This is a genomic window from Halobacterium hubeiense (assembly GCF_001488575.1).
Lineage (GTDB): Archaea > Halobacteriota > Halobacteria > Halobacteriales > Halobacteriaceae > Halobacterium > Halobacterium hubeiense.
Genome location: NZ_LN831303.1, coordinates 100671 through 126787 on the forward strand (window position 1 = coordinate 100671; position 26117 = coordinate 126787).

Annotated in this window: 31 protein-coding genes; 15 read left to right on the top strand and 16 right to left on the bottom strand. The window is 57.4% G+C overall.

The features are described from left to right. Nucleotides 1-2: 2 nt before the first annotated feature. The 3 genes from HHUB_RS13690 to HHUB_RS13700 all read right to left on the bottom strand — a co-directional run bounded on the left by HHUB_RS13690 (nt 3) and on the right by HHUB_RS13700 (nt 2805). Nucleotides 3-1205 carry an ABC transporter substrate-binding protein gene (locus HHUB_RS13690; protein ID WP_059058488.1) on the bottom strand — a complete coding sequence of 401 codons (1203 nt, stop codon included), beginning with the start codon at nt 1203-1205 and terminating at the stop codon, nt 3-5. A gap of 105 nt (nt 1206-1310) precedes the next feature. Next, on the bottom strand, nt 1311-2177 hold the full coding sequence (locus HHUB_RS13695) for a helix-turn-helix transcriptional regulator (RefSeq protein ID WP_059058490.1): 867 nt from the start codon (nt 2175-2177) through the stop codon (nt 1311-1313). A gap of 271 nt (nt 2178-2448) precedes the next feature. Further along, entirely contained in the window at nt 2449-2805 is a 357-nt protein-coding gene (locus HHUB_RS13700; RefSeq protein WP_059058492.1) for an SHOCT domain-containing protein, read from the bottom strand. 182 nt (nt 2806-2987) lie between these two features. Between HHUB_RS13700 and HHUB_RS13705 the strand changes: the two genes are divergently transcribed. Next, on the top strand, nt 2988-4373 hold the full coding sequence (locus HHUB_RS13705; protein WP_059058493.1) for a permease: 1386 nt from the start codon (nt 2988-2990) through the stop codon (nt 4371-4373). Nucleotides 4374-4400: 27 nt separating this feature from the next. Here the strand turns inward: HHUB_RS13705 and HHUB_RS16125 are convergent, their stop codons facing one another. From HHUB_RS16125 to HHUB_RS13720, 4 genes are all read right to left on the bottom strand, one after another. Continuing rightward, complete coding sequence (locus HHUB_RS16125; protein ID WP_082687267.1) at nt 4401-4619, bottom strand: SHOCT domain-containing protein; 219 nt, start codon at nt 4617-4619, stop codon at nt 4401-4403. 412 nt (nt 4620-5031) lie between these two features. Next, nucleotides 5032-5397: a hypothetical protein gene (locus HHUB_RS13710; protein ID WP_059058495.1), complete on the bottom strand. Its 366-nt coding sequence runs from the start codon at nt 5395-5397 to the stop codon at nt 5032-5034. A gap of 483 nt (nt 5398-5880) precedes the next feature. Next, nucleotides 5881-6189 (bottom strand): hypothetical protein, encoded by a 309-nt coding sequence (locus HHUB_RS13715; RefSeq protein WP_059058497.1) that lies wholly within the window; start codon nt 6187-6189, stop codon nt 5881-5883. 160 nt (nt 6190-6349) lie between these two features. After that, nucleotides 6350-6631, bottom strand: coding sequence for a PadR family transcriptional regulator (locus tag HHUB_RS13720; protein WP_059058500.1), 282 nt, complete (start codon nt 6629-6631; stop codon nt 6350-6352). A gap of 138 nt (nt 6632-6769) precedes the next feature. On the opposite strand from HHUB_RS13720, the gene HHUB_RS13725 reads away from it, so the two are divergent. Next, nucleotides 6770-6937: a DUF1931 family protein gene (locus tag HHUB_RS13725; RefSeq protein WP_059058502.1), complete on the top strand. Its 168-nt coding sequence runs from the start codon at nt 6770-6772 to the stop codon at nt 6935-6937. A 56-nt stretch (nt 6938-6993) separates the two neighbouring features. Here HHUB_RS13725 and HHUB_RS13730 read toward each other — a convergent pair whose 3' ends face one another. The 5 genes from HHUB_RS13730 to HHUB_RS13750 form a co-directional block, all read right to left on the bottom strand. After that, the gene (locus tag HHUB_RS13730) at nt 6994-8118 is read right to left on the bottom strand and encodes a winged helix-turn-helix domain-containing protein (RefSeq protein ID WP_059058503.1); all 1125 of its coding nucleotides are present in this window, start codon (nt 8116-8118) and stop codon (nt 6994-6996) included. Then, nucleotides 8115-9920, bottom strand: coding sequence for a hypothetical protein (locus HHUB_RS13735; RefSeq protein WP_059058505.1), 1806 nt, complete (start codon nt 9918-9920; stop codon nt 8115-8117). The genes HHUB_RS13730 and HHUB_RS13735 overlap by 4 nt, the downstream gene beginning before the upstream one ends. Before the next feature lie 1394 nt (nt 9921-11314). Continuing rightward, nucleotides 11315-11605 (bottom strand): helix-turn-helix transcriptional regulator, encoded by a 291-nt coding sequence (locus HHUB_RS13740; RefSeq protein WP_059058507.1) that lies wholly within the window; start codon nt 11603-11605, stop codon nt 11315-11317. Continuing rightward, complete coding sequence (locus HHUB_RS13745) at nt 11602-11892, bottom strand: helix-turn-helix transcriptional regulator (protein ID WP_059058509.1); 291 nt, start codon at nt 11890-11892, stop codon at nt 11602-11604. Before HHUB_RS13745 ends, HHUB_RS13740 begins: the two co-directional genes overlap by 4 nt. Beyond that, nucleotides 11885-12511: a hypothetical protein gene (locus tag HHUB_RS13750; protein ID WP_059058511.1), complete on the bottom strand. Its 627-nt coding sequence runs from the start codon at nt 12509-12511 to the stop codon at nt 11885-11887. Before HHUB_RS13750 ends, HHUB_RS13745 begins: the two co-directional genes overlap by 8 nt. Nucleotides 12512-12765: 254 nt before the next feature. On the opposite strand from HHUB_RS13750, the gene HHUB_RS13755 reads away from it, so the two are divergent. The 6 genes from HHUB_RS13755 to HHUB_RS13780 all read left to right on the top strand — a co-directional run bounded on the left by HHUB_RS13755 (nt 12766) and on the right by HHUB_RS13780 (nt 18155). Continuing rightward, nucleotides 12766-13059 (top strand): winged-helix domain-containing protein, encoded by a 294-nt coding sequence (locus tag HHUB_RS13755; RefSeq protein ID WP_256943900.1) that lies wholly within the window; start codon nt 12766-12768, stop codon nt 13057-13059. Between the two features lie 101 nt (nt 13060-13160). Continuing rightward, nucleotides 13161-13355, top strand: coding sequence for a winged helix-turn-helix domain-containing protein (locus HHUB_RS13760; protein WP_238324100.1), 195 nt, complete (start codon nt 13161-13163; stop codon nt 13353-13355). A gap of 9 nt (nt 13356-13364) precedes the next feature. Continuing rightward, nucleotides 13365-14120, top strand: coding sequence for a competence protein CoiA family protein (locus tag HHUB_RS13765; RefSeq protein ID WP_143416463.1), 756 nt, complete (start codon nt 13365-13367; stop codon nt 14118-14120). A gap of 100 nt (nt 14121-14220) precedes the next feature. Beyond that, on the top strand, nt 14221-15135 hold the full coding sequence (locus HHUB_RS13770; protein WP_059058518.1) for a Hachiman antiphage defense system protein HamA: 915 nt from the start codon (nt 14221-14223) through the stop codon (nt 15133-15135). Continuing rightward, nucleotides 15135-17738 carry a DEAD/DEAH box helicase gene (locus tag HHUB_RS13775; RefSeq protein WP_059058520.1) on the top strand — a complete coding sequence of 868 codons (2604 nt, stop codon included), beginning with the start codon at nt 15135-15137 and terminating at the stop codon, nt 17736-17738. Before HHUB_RS13770 ends, HHUB_RS13775 begins: the two co-directional genes overlap by 1 nt. Before the next feature lie 24 nt (nt 17739-17762). Further along, nucleotides 17763-18155 (top strand): hypothetical protein, encoded by a 393-nt coding sequence (locus tag HHUB_RS13780; protein ID WP_059058521.1) that lies wholly within the window; start codon nt 17763-17765, stop codon nt 18153-18155. Between the two features lie 33 nt (nt 18156-18188). On the opposite strand, the gene HHUB_RS13785 is transcribed toward HHUB_RS13780, so the two are convergent. After that, a complete protein-coding gene (locus tag HHUB_RS13785) occupies nt 18189-18467 on the bottom strand; it encodes a hypothetical protein (RefSeq protein ID WP_059058522.1) in 279 nt (92 codons plus the stop codon). A gap of 96 nt (nt 18468-18563) precedes the next feature. Between HHUB_RS13785 and HHUB_RS13790 the strand changes: the two genes are divergently transcribed. The 4 genes from HHUB_RS13790 (at nt 18564) to HHUB_RS16715 (ending at nt 21207) form a co-directional block, all read left to right on the top strand. Then, nucleotides 18564-19340, top strand: coding sequence for an AlbA family DNA-binding domain-containing protein (locus tag HHUB_RS13790; RefSeq protein WP_059058523.1), 777 nt, complete (start codon nt 18564-18566; stop codon nt 19338-19340). Nucleotides 19341-19439: 99 nt separating this feature from the next. Next, nucleotides 19440-19928 (top strand): hypothetical protein, encoded by a 489-nt coding sequence (locus tag HHUB_RS13795; RefSeq protein WP_059058524.1) that lies wholly within the window; start codon nt 19440-19442, stop codon nt 19926-19928. Between the two features lie 299 nt (nt 19929-20227). After that, complete coding sequence (locus HHUB_RS13805; RefSeq protein WP_059058526.1) at nt 20228-21046, top strand: UPF0175 family protein; 819 nt, start codon at nt 20228-20230, stop codon at nt 21044-21046. A gap of 5 nt (nt 21047-21051) precedes the next feature. Beyond that, a complete protein-coding gene (locus tag HHUB_RS16715; protein WP_157534010.1) occupies nt 21052-21207 on the top strand; it encodes a hypothetical protein in 156 nt (51 codons plus the stop codon). A gap of 50 nt (nt 21208-21257) precedes the next feature. Here HHUB_RS16715 and HHUB_RS16720 read toward each other — a convergent pair whose 3' ends face one another. From HHUB_RS16720 to HHUB_RS17375, 3 genes are all read right to left on the bottom strand, one after another. After that, nucleotides 21258-21620, bottom strand: a complete 363-nt coding sequence (locus HHUB_RS16720) for a hypothetical protein (RefSeq protein ID WP_143416462.1) — start codon at nt 21618-21620, stop codon at nt 21258-21260. 146 nt (nt 21621-21766) lie between these two features. Beyond that, nucleotides 21767-21940, bottom strand: coding sequence for a hypothetical protein (locus tag HHUB_RS17155; RefSeq protein WP_169793424.1), 174 nt, complete (start codon nt 21938-21940; stop codon nt 21767-21769). Nucleotides 21941-22169: 229 nt separating this feature from the next. Beyond that, nucleotides 22170-22322: a phage terminase large subunit family protein gene (locus HHUB_RS17375; protein WP_238324102.1), complete on the bottom strand. Its 153-nt coding sequence runs from the start codon at nt 22320-22322 to the stop codon at nt 22170-22172. Nucleotides 22323-22431: 109 nt separating this feature from the next. On the opposite strand from HHUB_RS17375, the gene HHUB_RS16725 reads away from it, so the two are divergent. The 3 genes from HHUB_RS16725 to HHUB_RS13815 all read left to right on the top strand — a co-directional run bounded on the left by HHUB_RS16725 (nt 22432) and on the right by HHUB_RS13815 (nt 25974). After that, nucleotides 22432-23802 carry a hypothetical protein gene (locus tag HHUB_RS16725; RefSeq protein ID WP_143416461.1) on the top strand — a complete coding sequence of 457 codons (1371 nt, stop codon included), beginning with the start codon at nt 22432-22434 and terminating at the stop codon, nt 23800-23802. 758 nt (nt 23803-24560) lie between these two features. Further along, nucleotides 24561-25595: a hypothetical protein gene (locus HHUB_RS13810; protein ID WP_059058527.1), complete on the top strand. Its 1035-nt coding sequence runs from the start codon at nt 24561-24563 to the stop codon at nt 25593-25595. Nucleotides 25596-25719: 124 nt separating this feature from the next. Beyond that, a complete protein-coding gene (locus tag HHUB_RS13815; protein WP_059058528.1) occupies nt 25720-25974 on the top strand; it encodes a hypothetical protein in 255 nt (84 codons plus the stop codon). Nucleotides 25975-26117: the final 143 nt, after the last annotated feature.

Below are 26117 nucleotides of genomic sequence, written 5' to 3' on the forward strand. Positions count from 1 at the left end.
TCCTACAGGTCCCCGTTGACGATGTCGACGAGACGCTGGCGGTCGAAGAGCTGCTCGCTCTCCGGGACGTCACCGACGGCGCCGGGCCACTCCCCGAACTCGTCGGGGTATACCTGCTTCGCGACGGCCTCCGTGGAGAACATGTCGACGATGGGGCCCATGTACTGGCCGCCGCTTCGGATGACGTTGCCGTTCTGGACGGCGCTGAGCTGTTGGCCGTTCTCGTTGTTCTCGAAGGGCTCGACGACGTTGGTCACGAACTCCTTGTGCGTCGAGGAGGTGAGCGCACCGACGGCGCCGATGTAGTCGGGGTCGGCGCGGAGCAGTTCCTCGTAGCCGACCGGGCCGTCCGGGTACTGGCCCTCGAAAGCGTCCTGCATGCCGAGGCGGTAGTAGGACTTGGTGTTGTTGCCGAGGCGGTGCAGCGGCGCGATGCGGAACCGGCCGGAGTCGGGAGCGACGCCGCGCCAGATGGCGGCGACCGTGGGGCGTTCGTCCTCCGGTGGGAGGCCGTCCTCGATGGTGCTCATGAGGTCGTCGTGCAGCGACTGCCACGCCGCGAACTGCTGTTGGCGCTGGAAGATCTTCGCGACCTTCTCGAAGGCCTCGTACATCGTGTACGGGTTCGGTTCGTCCTGCACGGCGGACTGGGGAGCGAACCGCAGGGTCGTCCCGAGGAACGGACCGGTCTGGGATTCGACGTCCTCGAAGTCGGAGTCGTCCCAGTTGACGTAGCGGCCGATGTTGTTCCGGGAGATGAGCCAGACGTCGGCGTCCGCGGCGTAGAAGTTCTCCTTGTCGTAGCCGGACTCGGCGTCGCTGGCGATTTTGGCGACCTGGCTCTCGTCGAATCCCAAATCGAGGAGGTCGTAGAACTTCAGCGGGGCGCGTTCGAGACCGGTGGTCGCCGTCGGGTGGATTCCGAGTGCCATGCCCATGTCGATGAAGGGGCTGGTGCCGACGCCGTACGTCTCGGGTATCTCCTCGAACGTGTAGGGGTCGTTGGGTGCCATCTCGACCGTGTACGGCGTCGGGTCCGACGCCGACGCCTCGGTGTTCTCCGTCTCGCTGGCGGTCCCGGCGTCGCCTTCCGTACTCGTCGGCTGGTCCGTGCTGTCCGCTTCGGTGGAGTTTCCGACGCAGCCGGCGAGGCCGGCGGCGAGGAGACTGGCGCTACTCGCGAGCAACTGGCGTCTGCGTGCCATAGTGTTTAGGCTGCCCTAAAACAACTTAGTGATTCTCGCTGTTCGATTCGACCCGCCGCGAACGATGTTCACGGCGTGTTACGAACGAACCGCCGTGTTCATCCGTCAGGCCGCGTCGCTCGTTCGCGCAGCGAGCGGCACCGCGCGGTCGCGGTACTCGCCGATAACCCGGTCGGCCCACGCTATCACGTCGGGGTGAGAACACGAGATGATGTCGAACCCGGTCTCCTGCTCACGGTCGACGGTGAAGAAGACCGTTTCGCCATCGACGAGATCGACAGTACAGGGGACGCGCTCGTCGATACTGTGATACACCGTCGAACCGACCTGAGACTGGATTTCCCGCCACGTCGCGCGCAGCGACGCGTCCCCCACCATCGTCTCGGTCACGTTCGAATCGAAGACGACCTGTACGTCGGGTTCGTTCCCGTCCTGGATTGCCTGTTCGTACCCGTACATCGGGAGTGAGGTGAACGTCCCGACGAGCGACTCGCAGGAGGCTCCGTCTCTGATGGCGTTCGCGATGACGCGGGCGGCCGCGAGCGGGTCCTCGCTGTTCCCGTGGACGTGTTCGCCGTCGGCGAGACAACGGAGGTCGAAGTCGAACCAGTCGGTCGGGAGCCGCGAGATCAGCCGCGGGTAGGTCTGTCCCACCGTTATCGTGCCCTGCAGCCGCGCGAGGTCCCGGTGGACGGCTTCGCCGAACGCGGACAGCTCGTACTCCCCGTCAGAGCGTCGTCGCCGGATGAGTTCGCGGTCCTCGAGGTCGCCGAGAATGCGGCTCAGGGTGACCCGAGTCGCGTCTAACTGGTCGCGCAGCTCTTCGCGGGAGGTGGCGCCGTCCGCAAGTCGGTCGAGGACGTGAAAGCGGTGCTCCGAGCGAGTGAGGAACGCCACGTACTCGACCGTGCTCTCGGACAGCCGTTCCTCTCCCGCCCCCGTCGTTTGCCTCCCCTCGTACTCGGCTGTCATGAGATGCCATTCTTTAGGCTGGCCTAAATTGCTTTTGAATCCAGCTCCGGCTGCACGCGGTGGAAGTGGTCTCGTAGGAGTTCGAGTAGTGGTCCAGCGAGCAGGGTCGAAAACAGGATTCGTGAAGAAGGCGACCAGACAGAGTCGCGACCCCATGAGGAGTCCGTATACTCCCAGCGTCGTGTATCAGCAAGCCATGCTAGACGTTGCGGACGGATCGACTATTGACGACGATTTGGGAAGCTGGCCACGCTTCAGCTTTGTCGAGTAGTCAGGTGTCTCGTTCGAGTGCTTCTCGTCGCTGTTTGTATTCCTCGTCGGTCAGCTCGCCGCGGGCGTAGGCGAGCCGAAGCTCCTCGAGTGCTTGGTCTGAGTTACCCGCATCCCCTGTAATTGCGCGATAGACGAGGTACCCACCCCCGACGAGGGCGGCGAGGAACAGGAGTTGTATCACGATGCCGATGATGAACATCCAGCCGGGCATCGTCCCGTCGCCCCACATGTGACCGCCCCACATCACGCCCATCATCGGACCGAAGCCCATGAAGAACAACGGGAAGATGAATACGGCGCCGATGATGACGAGGAGGAGCGTAACAAGTCGCGTATCGTCTGAGTTTGTCGGCATATTGTGACCCCTCCGTGTGTTTGGGTTCTCAGATTGTACTACGCACTACCTATTCAATGCGGTTGTGCCTTTGACCTGCGTATTCCACCCACCGGTATTCTTTTGAATGCCTACTCACTACGGCCTTGACCACAATTATCTGAGGGAAAACTGCAATAGACGGTCCGCTTGAAATGGTACCTATGGTGGCGACGATGACTGATGGTATCTTCGAAGCTCTCCGCATCGGTGTGGGCTTCCTCTGGACCGCGGCGTGGGCGATCATCATGGGCCTCACGATCACGAGCCTCGTCCAGGTGTACGTCTCCAAGGAGCGGATGGCGCAGGTGCTGGGCGACGGTGATTTGAGTGGGGTGGTCAAGGCGACTGCATTCGGCGCGGCCAGTAGTGGCTGCAGTTTCGGCGCTGTCGCCATCGGGAAGGGCTTGTTCAAGAAGGGGGCGCACGCGGTCAACTTTCTCGCGTTCATGTTCGCGTCGACGAACCTCATCGTCGAACTCGGGTTGATGATCCTGATTCTGCTCGGCTGGGAGTTCCTGGTCGCAGAGCTACTGGGCGGGCTCATTCTCATCGCCGTCATGTCCGTCATCGTCCACCTCACCCTCCCGGAGAATCTCTTCGACGAGGTCCGAGAGACGCTCAACGAGCGCGACCGCGAATCGGGCGTCACCGAGGATCCAACCTGCGGGATGGAAGGCAAAGACGAGTACACGCTTACGACCGACGGCGGTGAGACGCTCAAATTCTGTTCGGAGGGCTGCATGGAGACGTATCTGCAGGAAACGTCGAGTCGCGGCGGGTGGCGCGAGGAGTTGCTGTCGTGGGGTGGCTGGTACAAGGTCGGGAACCAGTACCGCAAGGAGTGGTCGATGATCTGGAAGGACGTCATCGCCGGTTTCCTCATCTCGGGGTTCGTCATCGTCTTCGTCCCCCAGTGGGTGTGGAACACCCTGTTCATCCAGGGCGATGGACTGCTTGTGACCGCCGAGAACGCGATTATGGGTGTCGCCATCGCCGTTCTCAGTTTCGTCGGCAGCATGGGCAACGTCCCGTTTGCCGTCGCACTGTGGGGCGGCGGCATCAGCTTCGCTGGCGTCATCGCGTTCGTCTACGCCGACCTCATCACGATCCCCGTGCTGAACGTCTACCGGAAGTACTACGGCTGGAAGGTCATGCTGTACATCCTCGGCGTCTTCTTCGTGACGATGGCGTTCACCGGCTTCCTCATGGAGCTGCTGTTCGACGCGTTCGGCATCGTCCCGGACCTGGCCGGCGGGGAGACGGCGACAGAGCAGACGTACTTCGAACTCAACTACACGTTCTACCTCAACCTCATCGCCTTCGCGCTCTCCGGGTTCCTCCTGTACGTGTATCATCGCGGCCTCGGTGCGCCCGGCCAGTACCGGGACCCCGTCTGTGGGATGCGGACTGACGACAGCGAGCCAGCGGCGACCCACGACGGTGAGACGTACTACTTCTGCTCGCAGACCTGCGAGGAGACCTTCGAGGAGGACCCGGACGAATACGCCACCGGGCATCCGATGGTGATGGAGGGACACGACCACTGACGGACAGCTCGCCGAGAGTTCACAGTATCAATTGAGTACGTCAGTCGTGCTCGGGCACATCCGCTGCCGTGGCCATAGACCGCCGCGACGGCGGTCGAATTCCTCGTCGTCGATCTCGCCACGGATGTACCGCTCTCGGAGGACTGCGAGTACGTTATCCTCGGGAGGGACGGCCGGTTGCGTTCCCAGCCAGTGTCCCCGGGAGAACTTTAGAATCTGAATCCGGGACCCGCAACGTGGTCTCACGGGGTTGTAGCTGGCTGGAGCGGACGGTCACGAGCTCACCACCTTCGGCGGGACAGTGACGCGATTGGTGGGTTGTCAGGCCCTGCCGCCGTGAATCTCCGGCGGTGATACGTCCCGAGAGACAAAGCCTGCAAACGAATTCTCGTTTTGAATCTAATGTTGGAGGGGTTCAAATTCTGGGTTTTCTAAGAGAAACCGCATTAGAACATGTGTGCGTACGATAGACTATCTAAGTAATGACGAAATTCTTCAAGCCTGAGCTGACGAGACCCAGCAAGCATAGAAACCACCTGTAGCGCCACGTAGCTTTCCCGTACTTAGCGAAGCTACGCACCACATCGAGGCGAATTCTTACTAGCGAATACTAAGTGGAACAGCCGCTCAGTCGGGATGCGAACTGAGCACTATACCTTCACTTAGTAGCCCACTCTCCAGCTTCTGCTACGTCCTTGAACGATTTCGCCTCAACCCCATCTATCTTCTTAACGGAACTTGCGAAGGCCATTCCCTTGATTCCGTTCGACACGAGTGCCCATTTCGTGATTCCATGCGGTTTCCCCGCCTTGGCCGCTTCAGCCGCCTTTTCGACCACTTCCTTCGGAAGGGAACTTTCCATTTGGATTATTGAGACATGCGCGTCTACCCGCTCCTTCTCAGCGAGTTCCTCGAAACGCTCGTTGATTCGAATGAATTCCGATTCCTCCGCTGGCATTCCCTCCGGGAACTTTGCATAGACAACGTTCTCATCAACCCACAGTTTCCATTGTGACTCTGCCATAGAACGAATTTCCCGGAGACCATCATTAATCTTGGCTATTCAAACAAGATTGAGTGATGCGTGCATAACCTGTACTTACCGAATCTGCTCACCACATCAAGGCGAGTTCTCCTTAGCTGACTTGGACTGAAACACCCGGTAGGTGAATGTGCTACTCTATGTGGGTTTGCCTAGCTACCTTGACCGCCCGCACCGTCGTTATACGATAAATAACGCCACGCCACGTACACTAGCACTGGAAGAAGCCCCAACAGAATACCACCCGCTGCTGTCCCTCCAATAAGGAACATGTATACGAATATACCTACGGAACTAACGCCGACTGTGATTTCTGCAAGGTGACTCATGGAAGAGTTCTTGGCCGTAACTGTTACCCGTAGAATGATAAATGTAGGTCGGAGTTCTCACTAGCTGATTTGGCGTGGAACAGCCGCTCAGCCAATGGCGAATGTATCAGATACAACCCTTTCTAACGCTGTGACATCACACCGAGGAGATGGAAGATTCTTGTTCTTTCCACGCGGCAAAGAGTCCGCGGAAGAGCAACCCGATAAATCCGATTAACAGCAGAATTGCACTAATCAACCCGATTAGATGGGGAAATGAGACAAGAGTTCCTTGTTCGAGTCCGATCAGTACTTGGAAACTAAGCCAGAAAATGAACGCTGAAACAAAATATCGTCTACTGCGGCCGGTGTCGGTTATCTTTGGAGTGATCAAGAGCACGCAAATCCCGAACAATGGAATGAAGATATCGATAACGTCCTGTCCTCCACCGAACCACTCGATCATTGTTATAGAACGTATGTTACAAGGACTTATTTTCTCTCATTCACGCTCAATTGGGATAACGGCACAACCTGTACTGACCAGTTGTTTCACCTCTTACACTGAATAAAGAAATCGTATTTCAACTACTAGTACTCGAACCGGACCTCAATTCCACCGAGGCTTACTCACTGAGGTCAACGTACTGGGTTTCCCACTCGCGGCGCGCAGCGAGCTCGCGGCGGCCACGCTCCGTCAGCGTGTAGGAGTTCGTTCGCCTGTCGAGTTCGCCTTTCTCAACGAGGGCTTTGTCCACGAGCTCGTCGAGATTCGGGTAGATTCGGCCGTGGTTGATTTCTTTCTCGTAGTAGTCCTCGATCTCGTCTTTGATAGCGAGGCCGTGTGGTTCCTCAAAGTCAGCAATTACATACAATAGGTCGCGTTGGAATCCAGTCAAGCCGTACATCCGTCTGAGTCACTACTTTTTACGCGTTGATTAAGATACCTCCGGTATTCCGGACATCCAACGGCAGTACGACGCGCGACATTCACGAGAAAGAAACTTCGAACATTTATATATGGGACCGGAGAACCCCCGGGTGGAATGTCTGAACTCATCGTCAAAGCAGCCGTCAAGGACGAGCTCGCGGACAGCAACGTTGCGGCGGACTTCTACGACGCCCTCGACGAAGAGGTCGCCGAACTGCTCGCCGACGCTGCCGAACGCGCCGAGGCCAACGACCGCAAGACGGTCCAGCCCCGCGATCTCTAGCGCCGGCATTCGAGAATAAACCATCCACACGGACTTTCGGATCTTTCCTCTCGGCATCAGTCCGCTGTTGCCTTCCGCAGCGTCGTCTGGTCTGCTCGCGGTGCCGCCCCGAAGCGGTACTCCGTCGACGACGTCTCCAACCACCCATCCGTGAACAGCTTGCAATCCCAGCCGAGCAACGCCGCAGCTACGTTCATCCACGGCCGAATCCACGGCCACCGCTTCGCTGTCGCCTCTGCTTCCTCAGCACTCAGCCGGTAGTCCGTAACGAGATCCAACCACTCCTCGGTACTCGTCACGTCGATACCGAGCTCCATCAGTGGCCCCTCCAGGACCGCCAGAACCGCCTCCGACACCCGAGGGTCACGCTCCTGCAGGAGCGCCGAGGGCCGCAGCACCGACCCCTCGCCGGGGTACTCCTCGGGCTCCCGTTCCGGCACGTCATCGAAGCGTTCGCTCTTGAACGGCAGACAGAACCGCCACAGCGAAGCGCGACCCGCACCCTGCTCGGTGACATCGACGAGGCCGAACGCCTCCAGGACGCCCCGATTATCGCGAAGACTCTGCGTCGAGACGTCCGCCCGCTCCGCCAGCGTCGACGCCGACAGCGGCTCGTCGGCCTCCAGCAGCGCCGCGACCACTCGAGAGACCGTGTTCCCACCGACGTCGGGCAGGATTCGGTCCGCCGGCAGCCGGCCCAGCGCCGGCCGGAGCTCCGCGAGGTCTATCTCACGGCACTCGTCCTCGGCGCCGAGCCCCCAGATCGCCGCCGCGACGTCATGGACGCTCCCCAAGAGCGCGGCCAGCGTCGAAATCATGGCCCGTGTCCCTTCGAGATTCTTCCCGACACCGACCCGGTTCACCGCCGTTGCGATGGCTTCCCGCCGCCAGCCGTCCTCGACGACGACTGGGACCTCGAACGCCGCGAAGTTCTCGGCATCCGCTTGGAGGTCGTACTCCCGGCCGGCACAGCCTTCGAGGTCGGGACGCAAGTCGTCGGCGCCCGGCCCCGAGATGACCCACGACCCGATGTGTTCGCCCGTTTCGTCGCCTCTCGTGTCCGGCTGGCCGAGCGTGTTGTCGTTGCACCGCTTCTCGCTCCGCGGCTCGTAGAGGACGCGATACGCTGAATAGTGGCCGTAGCGCGCCGATTTCGGAATGGCCGATGAGAGGAATTTCACGAGGATGCGGCGGCGGTCGTGGACGTCGCGACGGTAGTTCTTGACGCGAATCTCGCGAACAATGTCGATGCCGAGGAGGTCGTAGAGCTGGGCGAGCGTTCCGAGCAGTCCACTCGCCGGGCGACCTCGCTGGCGATGTCCGTCCGAAACTCCCCGTCCTCGCTGCGGAGATCGTCGAGCATCGCGAGCAGTGCCCGCCGCTCCTTGTGAAGTCGTTCCCGGAAGTCGTGGCCGTTCGCGTCCTCGTTCGCCAAGTAGCCGAGGCAGCGGCCCTTCCGTAGAATGTACGGATTCGACGTCACAAGGCCAGCTAAGTCCCCGCCAGCACCGTCAAGACGTTCCTGTGACAGTGCGGAATTCCAGGCATCTCCCTCGGTCAACGCGGCGCACAGCCGCACCGCCAGTACCGCCACGTCGTCGGAGTAGTCCACCGAGACCGAAACCTCGTCGCGCTCCTCATCATACCGGGTTCGGCGGCCGCTCACGCTGTCTACCGGACGGTCACGGGTGACGATATCCGCGCCATTCGTGACCGAGTGGAGCGCGGCGTGGCGATCAGGCCGCATCCGACCCTCCTTGCCGGGGCGGCCCGTCTCACGGCCGCTCTCGGCGACCTCACGCCCCTCAGCCGCCACGTCCCGGCCCTCGGCGTCCCGGGGGCTGTCTTGCCCGCGTATGGGTACACGGCCCCCGCTGGAAGATTTGGGGGGTGCCGAACGGCCGGACAACGCCTCATCCGCACCGTCGCCACGGCGCACGCGTTCCTCGCGCGCGCCATCGGCGCCAGCAGCGTCAGTTGCCGTGCTGTGCGGCTTGGGTGTCTGCTCGGTGTGTTCGGTCTCCCAACCGCTCCCGGGAGTGGGTGGCTCCTCACCGCGCTCCTCGGCGTCCTCTTGGACAACAAGTAGACCAGCAGTCGTGAGACGATGATGGGCGACGCCCGCCCACTCTTGGCGGTCGACCACGCCGAGATCGCGGAGTCGCGAGAGGCGTGAGCGCCACGTCGCCCGTGGCGCGTCCTCGAGGAGCACGTGGCGGTCAAGTGCGTCGTACGTGAGCATCTGGTCGGCCGTCGTCGCTAGCGCCCGTAGCACAGCTAGCAGCGGCCCATCACGGTCCAGCGCATCGAGGGCGTCGCGCGCGAGCTCGCGGTCGCCGGAGAGTGGCGTCCGGTCGCCGACGAGCGCGTGGTCGCACGCGTTGCCGGACGGCTGTGCGAGTTGCTGAACGCTGTCCGCGGGCAGCTTCCCGGCGTGGCTCCGGACGAGTCGGCGGGCTGCGATGGGCGAGACGACCACGCGGACGGCGCAGGCGGTTGCGAGCACTGGGAGGAACGACAGCCACCGACGTAATTGCGTACTCGTGACGCTGTCCAGCCAGTCAGCGTCGATGGTGAGGACGACGTCCGGAACGACGTCGGCAGCTTGGAGTAACGCCAGCGGCCCGTCGCGCACGTCCTCAAGGGACGTGTCGACGCCGTAACCGCCGAGATTTCGAGTCTGCCGGCGAAACTCTCGTTCCTTCTCTGCGCCACGCTTGTCACCAGCCGTTGCCGTGACGTACTGCACAGCGACATCTGCGAACTCTGGTGTCGTCGTCGCTCGCAGGGTTTCATTCAGCTCCCACGTGTCTGAGGCGTCCTCGACGAACGCCTGCAGCGCATCATCAAGGGCTGACCAGAAGGCCTCGGGGACGACGATGCGGCGCCAGAGCTCCGGGCGGGACACGGGTGGGTCTTCGAGTTCGACGTCCGCGGTGAGGGGGGCCTGTTGGCTCCACGTCAAGCCGGGTGTCTGGCTCATCGGGCCACCTCCTTGGGGGCATCTTCGATGGTCCGGGACCAGCTGCACTCGGAGTAGCCGTTGACGTGGTCGGTCATCGGCGGGCCTCCGGCTGGGGGGATGCAGGGCGTCTGGTCGTGGTGGGGCTGACTACGCATACGTTGGGCTACTGGGGCTTCAGTGCGTGTTACGCCGGAATCCAGCAGATACGCGTGGCTGGTGAAGGGGCGAAACGGTTTTACCAATTGCCCGCGAAAGAAGAACCGCGCATACGTGGTGGTTCTTCGGCACCACGACCCGCATCCCGCGAACGCGGTGGGACGCGTTCGTGGGCTTCAGGGTCGTGGTGTCACGGTAATTACTGTGTCCTAGCGTGGGGTATTGCTCACCTGATGGCGCGTTGTTTCCACCGGAGCGTAGTAAACGCTTGTCGGACACCCCGACTGCCCTCAGGTGGTTTCCTGACGGGTGTTCGATGTGGGTCGTCATGCGAAATCACCCAGCGTCGTTGAGCGGGCTGACGGGTCTGTTTCTGTGTCTTCTGGGGGTTGGCGTGGTTGGCAGTCCTTGCAGGGGCGTTTACCGTGGCGGTGTGCTTCGTCGAGGGTGTGCTCGGTGGCGTGTGGGATGACTTCGGGGCAGGCGGGGATGCCGCCAGCATCGGCGTGGTAGACATCACCCGTTTGGCTGTACCAGACGGTTGTTGAACGGGTGGCGTGCTGGGGGCGTTCGTCGTTGGTTGGCGTGGGGTTCGTACACCGCTTGCACCGCGTGTACTTCTCGGAGAGCCGATCCTGTGTGGTTGGCCGGTAAACCGCAGCATCGCGGTAGGCGCTCGGGCAACGCGGCGCAACCGGATTCTCCGAGTCAGGATAGTGATAGATGTGCGTGTTACTCCGGTTCGTGCCGAGGCGGAGGACGTACGCGCTGGGGTCTGTGAGATCGATACCAGTGTAGGCTTCGATGACACGGCCACACCCCGGGCAGACCAAGTAGCCATCGGCGGTCGGCGTGAGATCTCGGCGGCGGCTGGTTAGTCCGCAGTCTTCGCACGTCCGCGTTGGCCGGCCACCGTCAGCAATCAGTCGGGTGGTCGTCGTCGAGTCGTCTCGTGAGTCGTGCTCGTTGGGTGGGTGTGCGGGGGGCTTGCGACGATGGGATGGGGTGGTCGTTTCGGGGTGGGGAGTGCTGTCGCTAGGCGTGTGGGAGTGCGGCGGCTGCATGGGGATCACCGGGAGCTCCCCGAGCAGCGACGCTTCCCACGGTGTGCCGTTGACTCGCAGTTGGAGTGAAGAAGGCAGGCCGGTGGGCGTGTGCTCGCGTGGCTGGCATTCTTGCTCGTCGCCTCGCGAGGGACATGGGTGCGTGTGCTGGGGTTGCATTCGACGCCAGCCAGAGGCGTACCCCGCGGGTGGTTACTCATGCGAGGTCACCTCCGCGGCGACGCTTTCGCCGGCGTCGGTGAGCCCGTAGAAGCGGCCTTTCGAGCGCTCTTCGGGGACGAGCAGTTCGACTACGTCGCGCTCGCGGAGTTCCGTGAGCGTGCGCGAGACGTGCGTAATCGCGAGGCCAGTGCGCTCACCGAGCGTCGTCGGCGTCGCCGGGCCGTCGTTGTCGAGGGCGGTGATGACTGCGCGCCGGTAGTCCGAGGCCGCCACGAATCCCAGAGTATCCCAGTCGATGTTGGTGGTGTGGGAGTCGCTCATAGCGACACCTCCTCCGATGCCTGCCAGCGCTGGCGTGCGGCGAGTGCGTCGCGAGCGAGATCGGTGAGTGCGTATTCGTTGGTGCGGCGGTCGCGAGCACTCTTCGTGATGAGGCCAGCATCGACGAGTGCGTCGAGGTTCGTGTAGAGGCGGCCGTGGTTGACGTCTTCCTCGTAGTAGTCCGCGAGGGCGGCTTGGATGGCTGTGCCTTTGCTTGCGCCCTCATGGGCGAGCGTCCACAGGACATCGCGTTGGAACGCCGAACAGGATGCGAGCGCGTCAGTCATCGCCCTCACCCCGCTTTGCTGCCCGGACGGCACTGTGTGCGTCCTGGTAGGCAAGAGTGCGACCATGCTCAACGCCGGCGTTGTGTTCGTCGTCACGCTGTTCGTACGCTGCTTTCGCGTCGGCCGCCTGTTCGAACCGACGCTGGAACTCACCGGCAAGACGGTTGAGGACAGTGGTGTCGTCGAATTGGAACCGCGCACGGACACCATCGGTCTCTGTGGTCGATGGTTCGACAGCACAGAATCGGAGGCCAGCCCGCCGTTCGATTTGGGCGAGGAGGCCGGCGGGGAGGTTCGTGCCTTCGACCGTGTCGACGAAGAGGTCCTCGCGATTATGGCGAACCGTAACGTTCGCCTCGTCGACGCCAGCGAAGCAGTTGATGATGTTCCGAGTGTGGGTTTTCGCGGCTTCGAACTCGCGGGTAGTGTGACCGCCGTCGTAGGCGACTGTCGACGCGTAGGCTGCACAGGACCGGCAGAGCGGCCGTCCGTCAGCGTTCAGGCCGTCTGCCGAACGCGCCCGACAGATAGCACAGAGAACGCTCTCGGTGGACTTTTGCGATAGCGACACCTCTCCGGCCGTGCGGGGAATTGACCCCGCGTTTGTGTTCGCGGTCATACTCGGGTACCGCGAAACCACTTCTCGGGGCGCGTTGCAGCGCGCCCCGGTCTTCCACGACCGATAAGAGTCTCGTACGCCCAGCCAGCGGTCTCGCGTCTACACCAATATCAGCATACAGCATAAATGCAACGACGTGGCACTAACTCTCTTTAAAGAGTGTTTGTGCTTCGGGCAAAGCAAGTATACTACATCCCGGACTATTAGGCGTTGTTAGGGCAAATTTGCGCTCAATGAGGCAGTCGGGTTCATGGATGACGATTTGGGACGACCGTATTCTCGAGTATATTGAGCAGGAAGAATCCGGTTCACCTTCCGAACTCGAAAAATCGGGGTACCTCAAAATCTCTAAGTCCCAAATCTCTCGCCGTCTCCGGAAGCTTGCGGAACGAGGTCTTCTCAACCACCTCGGTAATGGCGTCTACGTCATCACTGACGAGGGCAAGGCCTACCTCAGAGGAGAGTACAATGCCGAGACGGAGGCCTATATTAACGAATCTGCGGGAGAGTCGCCGAGTGCGTCGCCTGAGGAAGTCAACGGTTCCTGAATCCGCTCGCTATGACGATGCGCAAGCCCGCCGAATGGATGTGCTCGCTCGATGAACGTATCTTAGAATACCTTAACGATGAACCGTGGACCATGCCGCACGTGCTGGAGCACGAGCTTAGCATGGACGCTTCAGAGGAGCGGATTCGAGAGCGCTGCCAGCTACTCGCCGACGCCGACCTGATAGAGCCGATTCACAGCGAGATGTACGAGTTAACGACGTGGGGGCGGCTGTACCTCGAAGGGGAGGTTGACGCGAGAAATCAGCCGAGACCGCGGCCGGGACGCGTTCTATAGTGATCGCAGATGCCATTCATCGCTCTTCGGGACGGTGAACCTGTAGCCCCCGAAGAAGTCGAGGATGCGTCTGGAACGACGCTAATCTGTCCACACTGTCGGACCGAGATGTACGTCCGGAGTTCGTACACTCGTGGACAGGGTACATTCGTCGCCAAGCACTTCTACCACGCTTCGAACGGAGGAGATGGGAACGAGTGCGCTGGCGAAGGCGGAGAGTCGGCGGAACACCGCCGCATGAAGTCTATCGCTCTCTCGAAGCTGAAGGACCGATTCCCCGAGCACGCTGAAGCAGGCGTCGAGGTCGAAATCCACGACCGACGCGCTGACGCTGCTGTCCGATTTCCTCATTCAGACCCGCATCGCGTATTCGGCGAGGGAATCGTGGCAGAGGTCCAGTACCGCCACGAGGAGAAAGATATCGACGCCGCTACGGACGACTTCCTAGATGCGGGCTACACCGTTTACTGGCTCGAACCGGAGCACTTCCACGGGAAGAATGTCGCGTTTAGCCAGCCACATACACCGACTGTCTACGACGACTTCTCCTCAATACCGGCTCCGAATGCTCACGTTCGCCCCGACGTTCCACATCAGCACTCGCCGCCACAAGTCGAGGTTCTGCTTCCTCCGGAGTGGTTCGAGCAACACCGTGACGAACTGCGAGAGGGATGGCAGTCGGGACACTCGCTGTATCAAGAAATCCAAAAAAGAAGCTTCGTGCGGCCTGATGACGACGCTCAGGAGACATTCGATTCGTATTGAATCTGAATTCGAAGTTCCACCTAGCTCCAACTAACCTAGTAAAAAATATTATTACAGTGGACAGTCCACAGGGGTAACACCTCGACAGAAGGGGCCTCTGATGTCTGATTCAACTACTGATCCGTGGGCTGAAAGCACACTGTTTGACCAAGAAGAACTGCTGGACCACGTTTTCGAAGTCGAAAGCTGGCAATTCCAGAGCTTAGAGGTCTCTACCTATTGCATCAAGCCCGGCATGGGAACGTTAGATGATGCGGCGTTTATCCAGTTCCTAGGGCGTAAATACCCATATTTCGTCTTTCCAGAAGATGAGGTCGATGACTATGATTTCCCGTATCGAGAGGCTCAGCGTCGAGCGGACTTCGATGAAGATTCAAAATACGACGGAAAACTTGGCGAGTTAGTTCTCTTCGTACTCGTCGATGCTCTTCTTGATTTGCCGTTAGTCAGCCATAAAATCGGGCTGATGCAGGAGCCGGTACAAGATCAGAAAGGGGCAGACGCTCTGTTCTATGGCCTGTATGATGGAAATGAGGCCCTCGGTGTGGGGGAGGCAAAAATCTACACAAGGAAGAGTCAGGGTATCGACAGCGCCTTCGAGAGTACCGATCGCTTCCACGGTGCTCAGGGTGACGCGAAAACACGCCATGAACTCCGTGTAGCTCGGAATAATCTGAGTGCAAATCTCGACGAAGATCAATTCAAACGCCTCTTAGACGTGTTTTCCCCTGGGAAAAGCCAGCATCTGCATGTCCATCCTATTTTCCTGGGATATCAAGCGGACTGGCTTACCGAGAAACAGAAGGAGTGTAACTCACCACAGGAGTTAGAAGAGGAGATCGTGACCGAAATAAAAGATTCAGAAATACAAAAAGATGTCCAAGAGTCTTTGTCAGAGGACTATCCCAACCTTGAGAAGTACGAGACCGTCTTCATGCTATTCCCGCTAGAAGATGTTGACGAGTTCCGTGAACGGTTACAGGAAGAAATCTTCCCCCACAGCGTTAATCACTAATGGACACGTATTCAGTCGCTGCTGAGCTTGAATCGTTCAACCGCTGTCTGGACCAGATGGCGGAGAACCTCATAAGGGATGATCTGGGCGTAAGGGAGACGGGTGGTTTATCTAATTGGGGAAATCAGACGATATCCCCACATGGTGACCTAACCCAAGAAAATGTGGAGAAGAGTGCGTGGGTGGCGTCATTTCTAGCTTCTAGTGATGATTCAGAACATAAACGGAAGGCCCTCGCATTCGGTATTCTATCGTATCTACACTATAATGATACGGAATATGAGGAGATGTATGAGCGGTATCTGTATATCATCCTTTCTCGTGTTGGCAATCTTCCCGCGTTTAGAAACGTGAAGCGGTCCGAGAGTCGTGTAAATTTCAAAGCAGACCTCATTCATTCGTTAGACTCCGTTTTGGGAACAGAGCTCGGCACCAATTCCAGTCGGTACAGCCTTGAGAATGGAGATGTTCTCTCCGAATTTCAGAAGGAAATCTATGAGCATCTCCTTGCGGGAAGAAACGTGGCTATCTCAGGACCAACATCGGCAGGTAAATCCTTCATATTGCGGAGGTATATTGAGGAAATGGCGAGACAGCCTGGTAACTTTGAAGTCATCTATGTTGTTCCAACAAGGGCTTTAATTTCTGAGGTTAGTCAGAAACTCACGGATTTGAACGACTCGCTGGATAGTCCCGAAAACGAGTTTGATGTCCTCACAGGCGCACACTTCCCGGAGGATGAGGATAGATCAGATAACTCCTTCCTGGTGGTGACCCCGGAGAGATGCCTGAAGCTAATTGACCCGGATGTTCGGAAAGAGATTGACCCTAATCTGGTCTTCTTCGATGAAGTTCAAAATATAGAGGACGACGAACGAGGTGTCCTATTCGAGAATATTGTTCGCTCGCTTGAAGACTACTATTCCTCAGCTCAAGTTGTCGCTGCTGGTCCTTATCTTGAGAATCCGCAGGAGACACTTGAAGATTTAACCAGTAACGAGGTTGCGGAGGTGAAGACAGGATTCACTCCCGTTCTGCAAATGAGGTGCGTGTTGAGGTTTATCAGCCAGAATCGGTCAAAGAATCGGAAGCTGGAAGTTAGAATACATAGCCCCTCTGGAAATATAGAGGAAATTGAGGTCCCCGAACCTGAGTCAATGACTTACTCTGAGGTCAAGGGGAATAAGAAGAAATCCTTGCGCAAAATCGTTCGCCGATTTGGATCGGACTCAAAGAATCTGGTCTATTCAAGCAGGAAGGACTATGCTGAGGATAGAGCGAAATATATCGCTCAAGATAAAGAAAAGCAGACCTCTTCTGAGGAACTTGATGACTTAATCAATTTCCTAGAAGAGACGATCCATGAAGACTACTCTCTCATCGACTGTCTGCAACGAGGCGTAGCGTTTCACCACGGGATGGTCCCCAAGATTGCGCGAGAAAAAATTGAAGAGATATACAGTAATCAAGCAGTCATCGATACCATAGTTACAACTCCAACACTAATGCAGGGTGTCAATTTACCTGCGGAGAAAATTTTCTTGGTAAGCTCAAACCGGGGTCAGAATGAACTGAGCGACTTTGAATTCGGGAACCTCATCGGTCGAGTAGGACGGATTGACACTAAACTCTACGGGGCGATCTACTGTATCGAGGGTGAAGATGAAGAGTGGGCAGACAATAAGCTCGAGAATACTGGTGACAAGGCGGTTGAGCCTGCGACAAATCAGGCTGTGGATGATTCAGATGAACTTATTAATGCCTTACAGCAGGAAGATCTGGGCTCGGTTGAAGAGCCCTCTGTCAAGTACACCTCCGTCCTTCTTCGTGGAAGATATCTAAAAGACCAGGAAATCAGTTCATATCTATCTAACAAGGGAATGGAGGAGGGTGAGATTGAACGGGTTAATAGCGCCCTAGAGCGAACACTATCGGATATTGAAATCCCTAACTCGCTATTACGCAAGAACCCGACTGTTGACCCAATAAAGCAGGATATCCTATTTAATGTGGTACAGTCCAACCCCGAACAGTGGATTATCGGAACTAACTCTCGCGACTTTTCTTACTCTTCCTTTTTGAGGATTACGAGGCAGCTAAACAAGATTTTCAAGTTCACTAACGACGACGTAGCTGGCGTTGATCCAGAGCACGTCGAGACAGACTATGGGGCTCTTGAACCAATTGTAGTTACTGCGAATCACTGGCTTAGAGGAGATACCTATCACGCAATGATTGAGAGCCGTAGAGATGCTGAGAACGTGAATGATGGGAGCCTTGATAAGTCTATCCGGAATGTTTTGGAACTTGTCAACACAGATATTCGGTTTGTATTAGTGAAGTACTACGGTATTCTCACGACTATCTTAGAGTATCTGGATTACGAGACCCCGGAATGGATGTTGAACTTTGATCAGATGTTGGAGATGGGATCTATGGAATTCAACCGTATCCACTTGATGTCTCGTGGAGTGGATCGTTCAATTGCCGTCGCTCTTTACTTGCCACAGAGTGTTGACGACCCGGTTGCGTACCTAAACGAGAATAGTGGCCGGATTGTTCCCTTCCATAGGAGCCACTTGGAGAATCAGGGGATTTTATGATATTTCTGTTCTCTACTCGCCGTTGTGTCATCAGTCCCGGGTGACTTCGAGCAGGAACTCCGTGACACGCTCTCCGAGCGGACCGGCTACGAGTGCGCCAAGCAGTTCGAAGTGGGGAAGTCGGGGAATCGCTGGAAGGTCGACTGCGTACTCCTCGACGAACATGGCGTCAGGAAGGGCTACGTAGAGGTCAAGGAGACCTCGCGCTCCGCGAATCGTAGCACGTACATCAACCACATGCGACGGGCGTACGCGGAGATGGGGGACTTCCGGCAACTTGACGCGCCGAAGGCTGTGGTCGTCGCGGAGAAGTGGGACTTCGGGCGAATCGACTGGGACGCGATGTTCCGCTCAATCGACTGCTCTCTCGTTGACCTCGACGAATTGGATCAGCTCGTCTCACGAGTCAAGGAGTGACAGACTGACTCCGCAGTCTCGACTCCTTTCAGACTACCAGCCGCCGTCGAGGAGGTTCTGGAGGTTCTGCTGCGTGTTCCTGTCTTCTCGGACTTCGAAGTCGGAAGACGCTGCGATCATCCGCATCGACTCCATAGCAGATTCGTCACGAGGAACGTACTCGGCGACTGAGTTGTCTTCGTCGCTCTGCTGCTTCTGCAGGATTCGCCCGCTCTCGTCCCCGAACTGGACGATGTAGTAGTGTCGTCCCTCGTCGTCGACGAACTCTTTGACCGCGCCACTTCGTTCGAAGGCTTGACCGTGACTACCCATAGCTAGCAGTTAAATTACTACTTGTTTATAGCTACTCCCGGACCAGCTGAGATAACGTTAAGGTGCTACTGAGGGACTGACTAATTTGAACAGCGAATGGACGTAGAGCGTCTACTCGAGGAGGGGAACATCGAGACCTCGACCGTCGAGATCAAGCACGAGAACGTCGACAACGAGAAGATCGTGAAAGAGATCGTGGCGTTCTCGAACAAGGGTAGTGGATCTGTTCTAGTTGGAATCGCAGAGGGAGATGATGGCCCCGTTGTAACCGGTGTGACGGACCTCCAGAAACTTGAGGAAGAAGTTAGTCAAACGTTGAGCCGCCACGTTTCGCCACGTCTTGAGCCTGAAATCGAAGTCCACCACATCGATGGAGGGGACGTAGTCGAGTTTCAAGCACGTGGCGATTCCGCCGTTCGGAGCTTCGGCATCGACCCGCCACGGTTCCCCATCCGTCAAGGCTCTACGACGACGTATCTCGATGGAAGCGACCTCAGGCATCGGTACAGCACTTACTCGGAAGAGCAACCTACCGAAGATTCCCAGACCGAGGCAGACTCTGAAGTAGAGTTCAAGCAACTCCCATCGAAGCAGCACTGGCACGACCACGGCCCACACTACATCCCGAAGCCCGATGGCCACATCGCTCACCTCTGCACCTTCGGGGAAATGTATGTTCCCCGCGATCCGGTGCGCGTAACCGCGTCAGGACATCGACCGGATTTCCAGACTCTCGAACACAACCTTTCCTATCTGGCCGATACATTCGCCCTTCAGGACATCCAGGGCCACTTTACAATCAACCAGGAGAACGGAGCATGGATTGGGGCCGGTCTCTCAAACTTCCTTGACGCAATCAAATCACAACAGTAGCGGTATGAGGCGGCGGATCTTCACCCCAAGAATCTCTACAAGTGCGAGGAAGCGGTCTTCGTTGCGAATCCTGACCTCCCATATTCGGAGTCGTTACTCGTGATATACGCTGAGCCGTGGGTCTCGAACGACTTCTGTAGGCACTTCAAAGTCGTGCTGTTGACCAATGGATATCCAATCGACACCCGCCCACTCAACGAACTTGGCGACGAATCCAACCTGAACTTCGGCACAGCGGAGTCGATAACGGTGTCGAGTACCGGACTTGCTCGTCCCGAGAGGATGCCTGTGCAGCCTGTTGAGCAGGTCCAAGGACAAACGTCAGATCCTGTGAGCGAGGGAAACGAGATTATTGGATACCTCCTCGAAAATCCGTTCGAGGGCGATGAAGAGGCGATTTCGAGACACTTGGACTCGAGCGTTTCGACTCCGCTCTCTGAATTTTCGCACCTCTACGGGCACTTTCTACAGCTCCCGCCTGCGGACTTTGACAAGCCTGAGCCGGCTCACTTCCAAGTTTACGACTACGACGAGTTCGCCAATATTCCCCTCGATGCAGTCCACGTAGACTTCCAGCTGGATTGGTAACTCTCTCGTTCGGCTATGTTGACTCAGACTGTCCGCGCCCACTCGCAGTTAGTGCAGGAGAGGCGATGCCAGTCGTCACCCTGGAACCCGTCCTTTCTCTTCTTCGACTACGTTTTCGCCGCGCTCGGGACAACTATCTCGCTTGATTTCGTTGGCGACAGGGTCACTTCCCATACTCGAACGTCGGTCCTCTCCCTGTAGAGCTTCTTCAACCGCGGTGAAACTGGACGGCGAAGCGTCGTCGACCACATTAGGACTTTATCTGAGGGAGCGCGTACTGTGAGTTAGGTCCGTTAGTTATGTCCGCAATTTCTGGTCCGAACGGCCCCGAAGGGGCGGCCGAGCAGCTCAAGCAGTTCTCGGACCAGTTCGTCGAAGACCTGAATCGAATTCCAGGCGTCGACGAGGAGGTCATCAAGCAGGTTCTTCAGGGAGTATGTGAGGCCCCTCCCGAGAAACGCTTCACTGACTCGATGCGCATCTTCAGAGAGGAACTTCAGGGCAAGATTGGGGAAGACCTCAACTCCTCCGATTTCGAAATTCAGGTCGTGGAACGACTGGTTCCAGTCCTGTTCGACCGATTGAACCCAGACATCGAAGAGGTTCAAGAGGACTTCCTAGAGGTTGTCGTTGCGAATCGTGAGGCGGCGGAAGTGTCGCTGATACTGACGGTGTTCCTCGAGAAACTATCTGATTCACTGACTTCGTTGTACGAGAGGAGTCTTACTGACGAAACGGAGGTCGACGAACTGCTCCCCTCGATTCTGATAGCGTTGAACGGCCGCCTCGTAACCTTCCAAGAAGACGGCGTTGACACCCTCTACAAGGACTTGATCGAGGATATCGTGTACGCTAACTACTACCTTGCCGAGGCAACCGACCGTCCGACCCCGACTCATCCATCTAAACTCTCCGACGGCCGCATGCGTAAGCAAGTCCTCACGACTGGTGCGACGAAGGCGTACCGGGAACTGGACATCTCACTGAGCCGCGGTGCAGAACTCGCGGGGATGTCTCTCGACGAGTTCGAAGCGGCGCTCTCCCAGCAAGGCATCCAGCCCGCGCAGGGTCCGGACGCCGACGAAGAGTTGTACGACGAGAGCGAGGACTGGTTCTAGCGTCGATGGTAGCCTCCCCGATCGTCCTCAACACTGGCGTCCTCAGTTCATTCCTCCTCGCGGGCTGGTTCGAGAACCTCAACATCTCAAGGATTGAAGCATCCGCCACGAACACTTCGATAACGGTGAGTGGTGTTCCGGACGAACCTGTGAAGGATTGAAGCACCGTTGACGGAAAAACTCGGTAGTCCGCGATTCTGTTCTAGACGAACTATGAAGCGTTGATTCGTTCCGTCCAGATTTGTCGTTCCGCTTTGAATCCAAACCAGAATGCGGTGAGTAATATTGGAATTGCGATACGGGTTGTCAGCCCACTCAATGCCAACAGCGACCACGATCCAAGCGCGACGAAATAACCCGCTGAATTTGTCGAGGTCGTCGCGCCGGAGGTGAAAATCAGAACCGCACCGATCCCGTTTACGCCCGCCAAGACCACCGAGACACGACCAGAAAACACCAGTAAACCGTATGCCCCCACGATACACAGAACGATTCCGAGCAGATCGCGTGAGACAATTGAGCGGAGGGGCAAGCCACCAGCGTCAGGCGGATCTGTCTCCGAGGCCTCATTCATAGGAGGACAACTGAGAGGAGGAAATAAAACGTGACCGAAGAGTTTGCTATGTCTGCTCTCTGAACTACCCATAGGTTTAGCGTGCAATCGGACGGTTCACACGAGAACTCGCTTCCCGAGATTCAGATGAGCCACGTACAGACAGTTCAACTATCGCCGAATTCGATGATAGCAGCCCCGAGGACGTAAAACGGGAATAAGAACAGAATCATCAAAACGGGAATTACGATAAAGTCAGGCGTATCTATGTCTCCTGTCACGTATACCTGTGCAGCTAGCAGGTAGATGATTGCGGCGAGGAACAGCTCTGTTCGGTCCATACGTTCGCAAAAGAGCCTGAGTTTATCATCATTGCGCGTCTAGCTGGATGCAACGGGAGGAAAACCGGGTTTGGCGGAGTACAGGAAGTCTCGTCCTCGGGACTGACTCCGCTCTGCAAGCAGTTTTGTACCTCATCGGTTTTCTATCGGGCTAACCCAGAGAATAGAGCCTATGACGGGGCGCCATGGCGTCCACGCCGTGGAGGGGGAGGGGCAATGTGCTGGAGGGCTACTCCGGCTCGACGACATCCTCACACGAGGGACACTCTGCCCAGACGCCGTCAGTTCCGTCGTCTTTCGTGTATTCAACAAGCAGCCATGCGTGAGAAATTGGTTCGCCGCAGTTCGGACACTGACCAAGCGACAAGTCATCGGGAGGCATGCCTAGGGGGTGGAAGGAGCGTGTGACAGGTCCTTCACGTGGGGTTCATTCGGTTCGGATGGTAAGCCTTTGGCGGATTCGCTGGTCGTACACCCGCGGATTTCCGGGGATGGGGCTGGATGGGATATTGAAGGCCTTCAAGAGATTGTTCATGGATCGGGGTGTTGCTAGTTTCGCCGGGCGAAACATACTTTTCATGCTGAGAGAGTGGCTAGGTGTGAATCGGCGGGCATTTCTCTCTAAGTTACGACTCGGAACAGTGGCTGCCGTCGGTGGAACTCTCGCAGGATGTTCCACTGGTAACGGTCAGGATAACGATCAAGATAGTCCGCCTGTAGACCGCCAGTTCAGGTATTTTTTCAGCGATGAGTCGGGGACGCTGGGGGGTGTTGGTGACCATAACCAGCCACCAGATGACGTGAATGAGTGGCAGATTATCGAGAATACACGGACCGAGGATGAATGGCGTGATCTCCGATTAAACGACGTTGCATATGCTGAAGCATACATGGCCGGTGAGACGGTTCAACCAACAGACGGGACGCCTGGAACGCCAGCGGAAATCGTTACGCGGACACAAGAGCTGTACGAGGCGACTGACGAAACCGGTCCTGTCGCATTTACGAATGCGTTGATCGCTGCTGAGGACGAAGTCTCAAGTGCAGATTTCCCCGGTGAGATCGTCCCGAATATCGCAGAACACGCAATATCAGAACTCGGGTATAACTTCCCAGCGTATAGTCTCACTTCAACGCGGGCGGTTCATCCTGTATCAGCCGACTACGACGGTGTCAAGCCGGAGACAGTCCGGGAGACAGGCGTTGGTGCACCGATTGCTCCGGAACGGGTCGGTACCTTTGGCGAAATGCGGACAACCCTGTACTTGTTGATGTTCAAGGATAACGATGGGTTCCAAATACGGTACGTCAATCGGCCAGGATTCAGCCCCTGGTATTTACGTGATACACTTCGGAAGCCTTCGAAAAGTGTCTACCGGGAACCGCTAAGCAAGGATTACTTCTCCATGACGGGAACACAGGGGCGAGCACTCAAACAGTATCCCGAACACTTCGTCACTGCTCTGGATTACCGGAAGGCAGTAAAAATGCGCCAGCAAGGACTCCTCAAAGATGGAGAGTTCCGAAAAGCTCTGATTGGCACCCTATTATCGATGGTAGATAACGGGGGCAATGACGAGAGCATTCCCGCAGGAGCAGTCCTCGGCTGTAACGGTAATCGTGGCTATCAAATCGAATCGTTGACTCACGAGTTTGGCACGTCTATCGAGGACTTTATCGTGAATCCCTCATCTGACCGGGCAGAGCAGTTTGTTGGACTTGGACGCGCGATATACTTGATATTTGAGACGGAATTTGGGGAAGATTACAAAGGCGACCCCAAGTTCGGCTACAACCAACCCCTCAAAATAACGGGAACCCTAGCCGCTCCCGAACTGTACCATCGCCCAGAACAATGCTAACAGTCGTTGCAAATTCGAGTTCTGTATTCAGCGTGGACGACGCCAGCAGGCCGTTCCACGCCGACTTACTCGGTGATTCCTGATACCACGTCTGCGTTTTCAACTACTGCTAAACGAAAGGCCTGACTATCAACACCTACCACGATTCCAATCCCACGGTGGAGTTTCTGCGCGTGCAACTCAGCGACACCCTCATACGAATCCTGAACCGAGTTGGTAGTGTCGTCGGCCACTGTCGGCCATCCACCCTGGCCGCCGAGGACTGCGTTGGTTCACAGGCACCTCACCTGGCCGACGACAGCCTCTGACAGGCATACACCATCCTCAGTGGTGTTTCCCTGCATGAAACCCAGCACCGACACGACATACTCCCGAGTATGTAGTCGATGGGGTCGTCAATCCTCCAAACAGAGTCCATTCGGCCAACGAAGAGTTAGGGAGTGGCGGAAATCTGTGGAGCAACCCCGACGTGGCCGGCGACACCCCCCGACCCAATTGCTCCGTGAGCCACCAATCAAACCACATAAGTTTGATTGGGCGAAAGCACTCCACTGTCGTCGGCCATGGCTGACTCGCCACACCAGCCTCTCCCGGTTTGAACCATCGCGCCAGCCCGCACCCAAGGGGAGTGGCCGACGACACCCTACCATCCTCACCACTCAGCAACCCTCCTCAGAATTGGCTGTACCAATATTCAATACGACAAGACTGAGTATCGAATCGTTAAACATAGGACGGCATCGTGCTGTCTTCCACACATGAACTGGTCCCCTCCCTCCATCCGAACTATCGCAGTCCTCCTGTTAGTCGTCGTCGGCGTCGTCCTCAGTTTCTCGTTTCACGCCTCCATGGACAGTGCAAGCGTCACGTATACTGCAACTGCCGTCGATCCCGGAGAGAACTCGGACCTAGTCACACGCGCAGCAAGGAACATCACCAATCTCGACGACCAACTCGCAGGCACGGCGACACAACACCAGCGACCGATTGAGAGAGCTGCAGCGACCGGCTCCTATACCGGCCGTCTCGGCCCAGAACTCGATATCGTCATCGACGATATCGAATCACCATACGTCTGGTACAATGACCAATACTACACGTGGACAATCTCGACTCAATCCGAAACAACGAATGCGACAATCCGCATGCAGCCGACCGACCCGCAAACAGTATTCGAGGATGTCGTTCGCCCGGTTGCTGATGCACCCCCAGTAGTCAAAACCGCACTCAAGGAAGGCACAGCGACTGGCTTAACCGTCGAATCCGGGATATACCAGCAGAACGGCGAGTATTACGCCGTCACACCCGAAAACGAGGGGGCAGTGTTCGCCCAACTTGCGAAAGTCTTCGCCGGGTTTGTCCTGACACCAGTCGGTCGAGCGTATGCTGCGGTCGGGATCGGCCTGCTCGGGTATCGGTTCCACGAACCAACGCGTGATCGCCCGTTGACCGGACGACGAGCAATTGCGGTGTCCGCACTCGCGATCCCGGTCGCACTCCTTGGAACAATTCTGTTCGAGACTGGGTCACCCAGTCGGTTCGTGACCGGTCCGATGAGTGCGTTTATCGTCGCAGTTGGAACTGCCGCGGGTGTCTTCGCCGCTCGCCGCCAGTGGCTCCGACTCGTCGGCGTCTCAATCGGAACCGCACTCGCAGCAATCACCGCGTTCGCCGCGACACTCGGAATCGCCGGCATTCTATTTGGACTGCTTCCTCTCGGAGTCGGCTTCACAGCCGGCATCGTGCCGTTTGGATACGGATACTGGTTCGCACAACCGCTCCACGAGGGATAATCACCATCTGGACCAGAGACAGCCAACAACTCCACCGGAGAAAATCCACGCCCGCATCGGATAGGAGGCTGCCAACGACTGGTATGAGAAACAGATTTGGCTAGCGACGCGAAACAGGGGTGTGATGGGAGATCGCGAGCGCGATACCGAGGAGAGTGAGGCGTTGCCAGAGAGTGCGAGCGACTTGCTGGCGATAGCGACTGACGAGTCAGTGGACCCGTATCGCCGGGAGGCAGCGATCAAGCGTCTTGGTGAGGTCTCCGGGCCGGCCGAACGCTACTTAGAGGAGTTAGCTGGTGGAGATGCGCTCTCCCCGATCGAGAAGTCACTGGCCACAACAGTGCTCGACGACCGATTGGGAGACCAAACAAGCCAGTAACTCTCGTTGTGAAAGCCGAATAGACAGGGTTGGCACGAGTGTACTGGCCACCGTCCCTGCTTCCCACCACCCTACATATCAGCAGGTAAAATAATAGACGTGTTGTTCAAGAATTACCGAGTGCGTAGGCGTGGAACGGCATG

Excerpts from the sequence above, each read along its gene's own strand:
- HHUB_RS13690 (WP_059058488.1), bottom strand. The coding sequence starts at position 1,205 with ATGGCACGCAGACGCCAGTTGCTCGCGAGTAGCGCCAGTCTCCTCGCC.
- HHUB_RS13695 (WP_059058490.1), bottom strand. The coding sequence starts at position 2,177 with ATGACAGCCGAGTACGAGGGGAGGCAAACGACGGGGGCGGGAGAGGAA.
- HHUB_RS13700 (WP_059058492.1), bottom strand. The coding sequence starts at position 2,805 with ATGCCGACAAACTCAGACGATACGCGACTTGTTACGCTCCTCCTCGTC.
- HHUB_RS13705 (WP_059058493.1), top strand. The coding sequence starts at position 2,988 with ATGGTGGCGACGATGACTGATGGTATCTTCGAAGCTCTCCGCATCGGT.
- HHUB_RS13710 (WP_059058495.1), bottom strand. The coding sequence starts at position 5,397 with ATGGCAGAGTCACAATGGAAACTGTGGGTTGATGAGAACGTTGTCTAT.
- HHUB_RS13715 (WP_059058497.1), bottom strand. The coding sequence starts at position 6,189 with ATGATCGAGTGGTTCGGTGGAGGACAGGACGTTATCGATATCTTCATT.
- HHUB_RS13720 (WP_059058500.1), bottom strand. The coding sequence starts at position 6,631 with ATGTACGGCTTGACTGGATTCCAACGCGACCTATTGTATGTAATTGCT.
- HHUB_RS13725 (WP_059058502.1), top strand. The coding sequence starts at position 6,770 with ATGTCTGAACTCATCGTCAAAGCAGCCGTCAAGGACGAGCTCGCGGAC.
- HHUB_RS13735 (WP_059058505.1), bottom strand. The coding sequence starts at position 9,920 with ATGAGCCAGACACCCGGCTTGACGTGGAGCCAACAGGCCCCCCTCACC.
- HHUB_RS13740 (WP_059058507.1), bottom strand. The coding sequence starts at position 11,605 with ATGAGCGACTCCCACACCACCAACATCGACTGGGATACTCTGGGATTC.
- HHUB_RS13745 (WP_059058509.1), bottom strand. The coding sequence starts at position 11,892 with ATGACTGACGCGCTCGCATCCTGTTCGGCGTTCCAACGCGATGTCCTG.
- HHUB_RS13750 (WP_059058511.1), bottom strand. The coding sequence starts at position 12,511 with ATGACCGCGAACACAAACGCGGGGTCAATTCCCCGCACGGCCGGAGAG.
- HHUB_RS13755 (WP_256943900.1), top strand. The coding sequence starts at position 12,766 with ATGACGATTTGGGACGACCGTATTCTCGAGTATATTGAGCAGGAAGAA.
- HHUB_RS13765 (WP_143416463.1), top strand. The coding sequence starts at position 13,365 with ATGCCATTCATCGCTCTTCGGGACGGTGAACCTGTAGCCCCCGAAGAA.
- HHUB_RS13770 (WP_059058518.1), top strand. The coding sequence starts at position 14,221 with ATGTCTGATTCAACTACTGATCCGTGGGCTGAAAGCACACTGTTTGAC.
- HHUB_RS13775 (WP_059058520.1), top strand. The coding sequence starts at position 15,135 with ATGGACACGTATTCAGTCGCTGCTGAGCTTGAATCGTTCAACCGCTGT.
- HHUB_RS13785 (WP_059058522.1), bottom strand. The coding sequence starts at position 18,467 with ATGGGTAGTCACGGTCAAGCCTTCGAACGAAGTGGCGCGGTCAAAGAG.
- HHUB_RS13790 (WP_059058523.1), top strand. The coding sequence starts at position 18,564 with ATGGACGTAGAGCGTCTACTCGAGGAGGGGAACATCGAGACCTCGACC.
- HHUB_RS13805 (WP_059058526.1), top strand. The coding sequence starts at position 20,228 with ATGTCCGCAATTTCTGGTCCGAACGGCCCCGAAGGGGCGGCCGAGCAG.
- HHUB_RS16715 (WP_157534010.1), top strand. The coding sequence starts at position 21,052 with ATGGTAGCCTCCCCGATCGTCCTCAACACTGGCGTCCTCAGTTCATTC.
- HHUB_RS16720 (WP_143416462.1), bottom strand. The coding sequence starts at position 21,620 with ATGAATGAGGCCTCGGAGACAGATCCGCCTGACGCTGGTGGCTTGCCC.
- HHUB_RS17155 (WP_169793424.1), bottom strand. The coding sequence starts at position 21,940 with ATGGACCGAACAGAGCTGTTCCTCGCCGCAATCATCTACCTGCTAGCT.
- HHUB_RS17375 (WP_238324102.1), bottom strand. The coding sequence starts at position 22,322 with ATGCCTCCCGATGACTTGTCGCTTGGTCAGTGTCCGAACTGCGGCGAA.
- HHUB_RS16725 (WP_143416461.1), top strand. The coding sequence starts at position 22,432 with ATGGGGCTGGATGGGATATTGAAGGCCTTCAAGAGATTGTTCATGGAT.
- HHUB_RS13810 (WP_059058527.1), top strand. The coding sequence starts at position 24,561 with ATGAACTGGTCCCCTCCCTCCATCCGAACTATCGCAGTCCTCCTGTTA.
- HHUB_RS13815 (WP_059058528.1), top strand. The coding sequence starts at position 25,720 with ATGGGAGATCGCGAGCGCGATACCGAGGAGAGTGAGGCGTTGCCAGAG.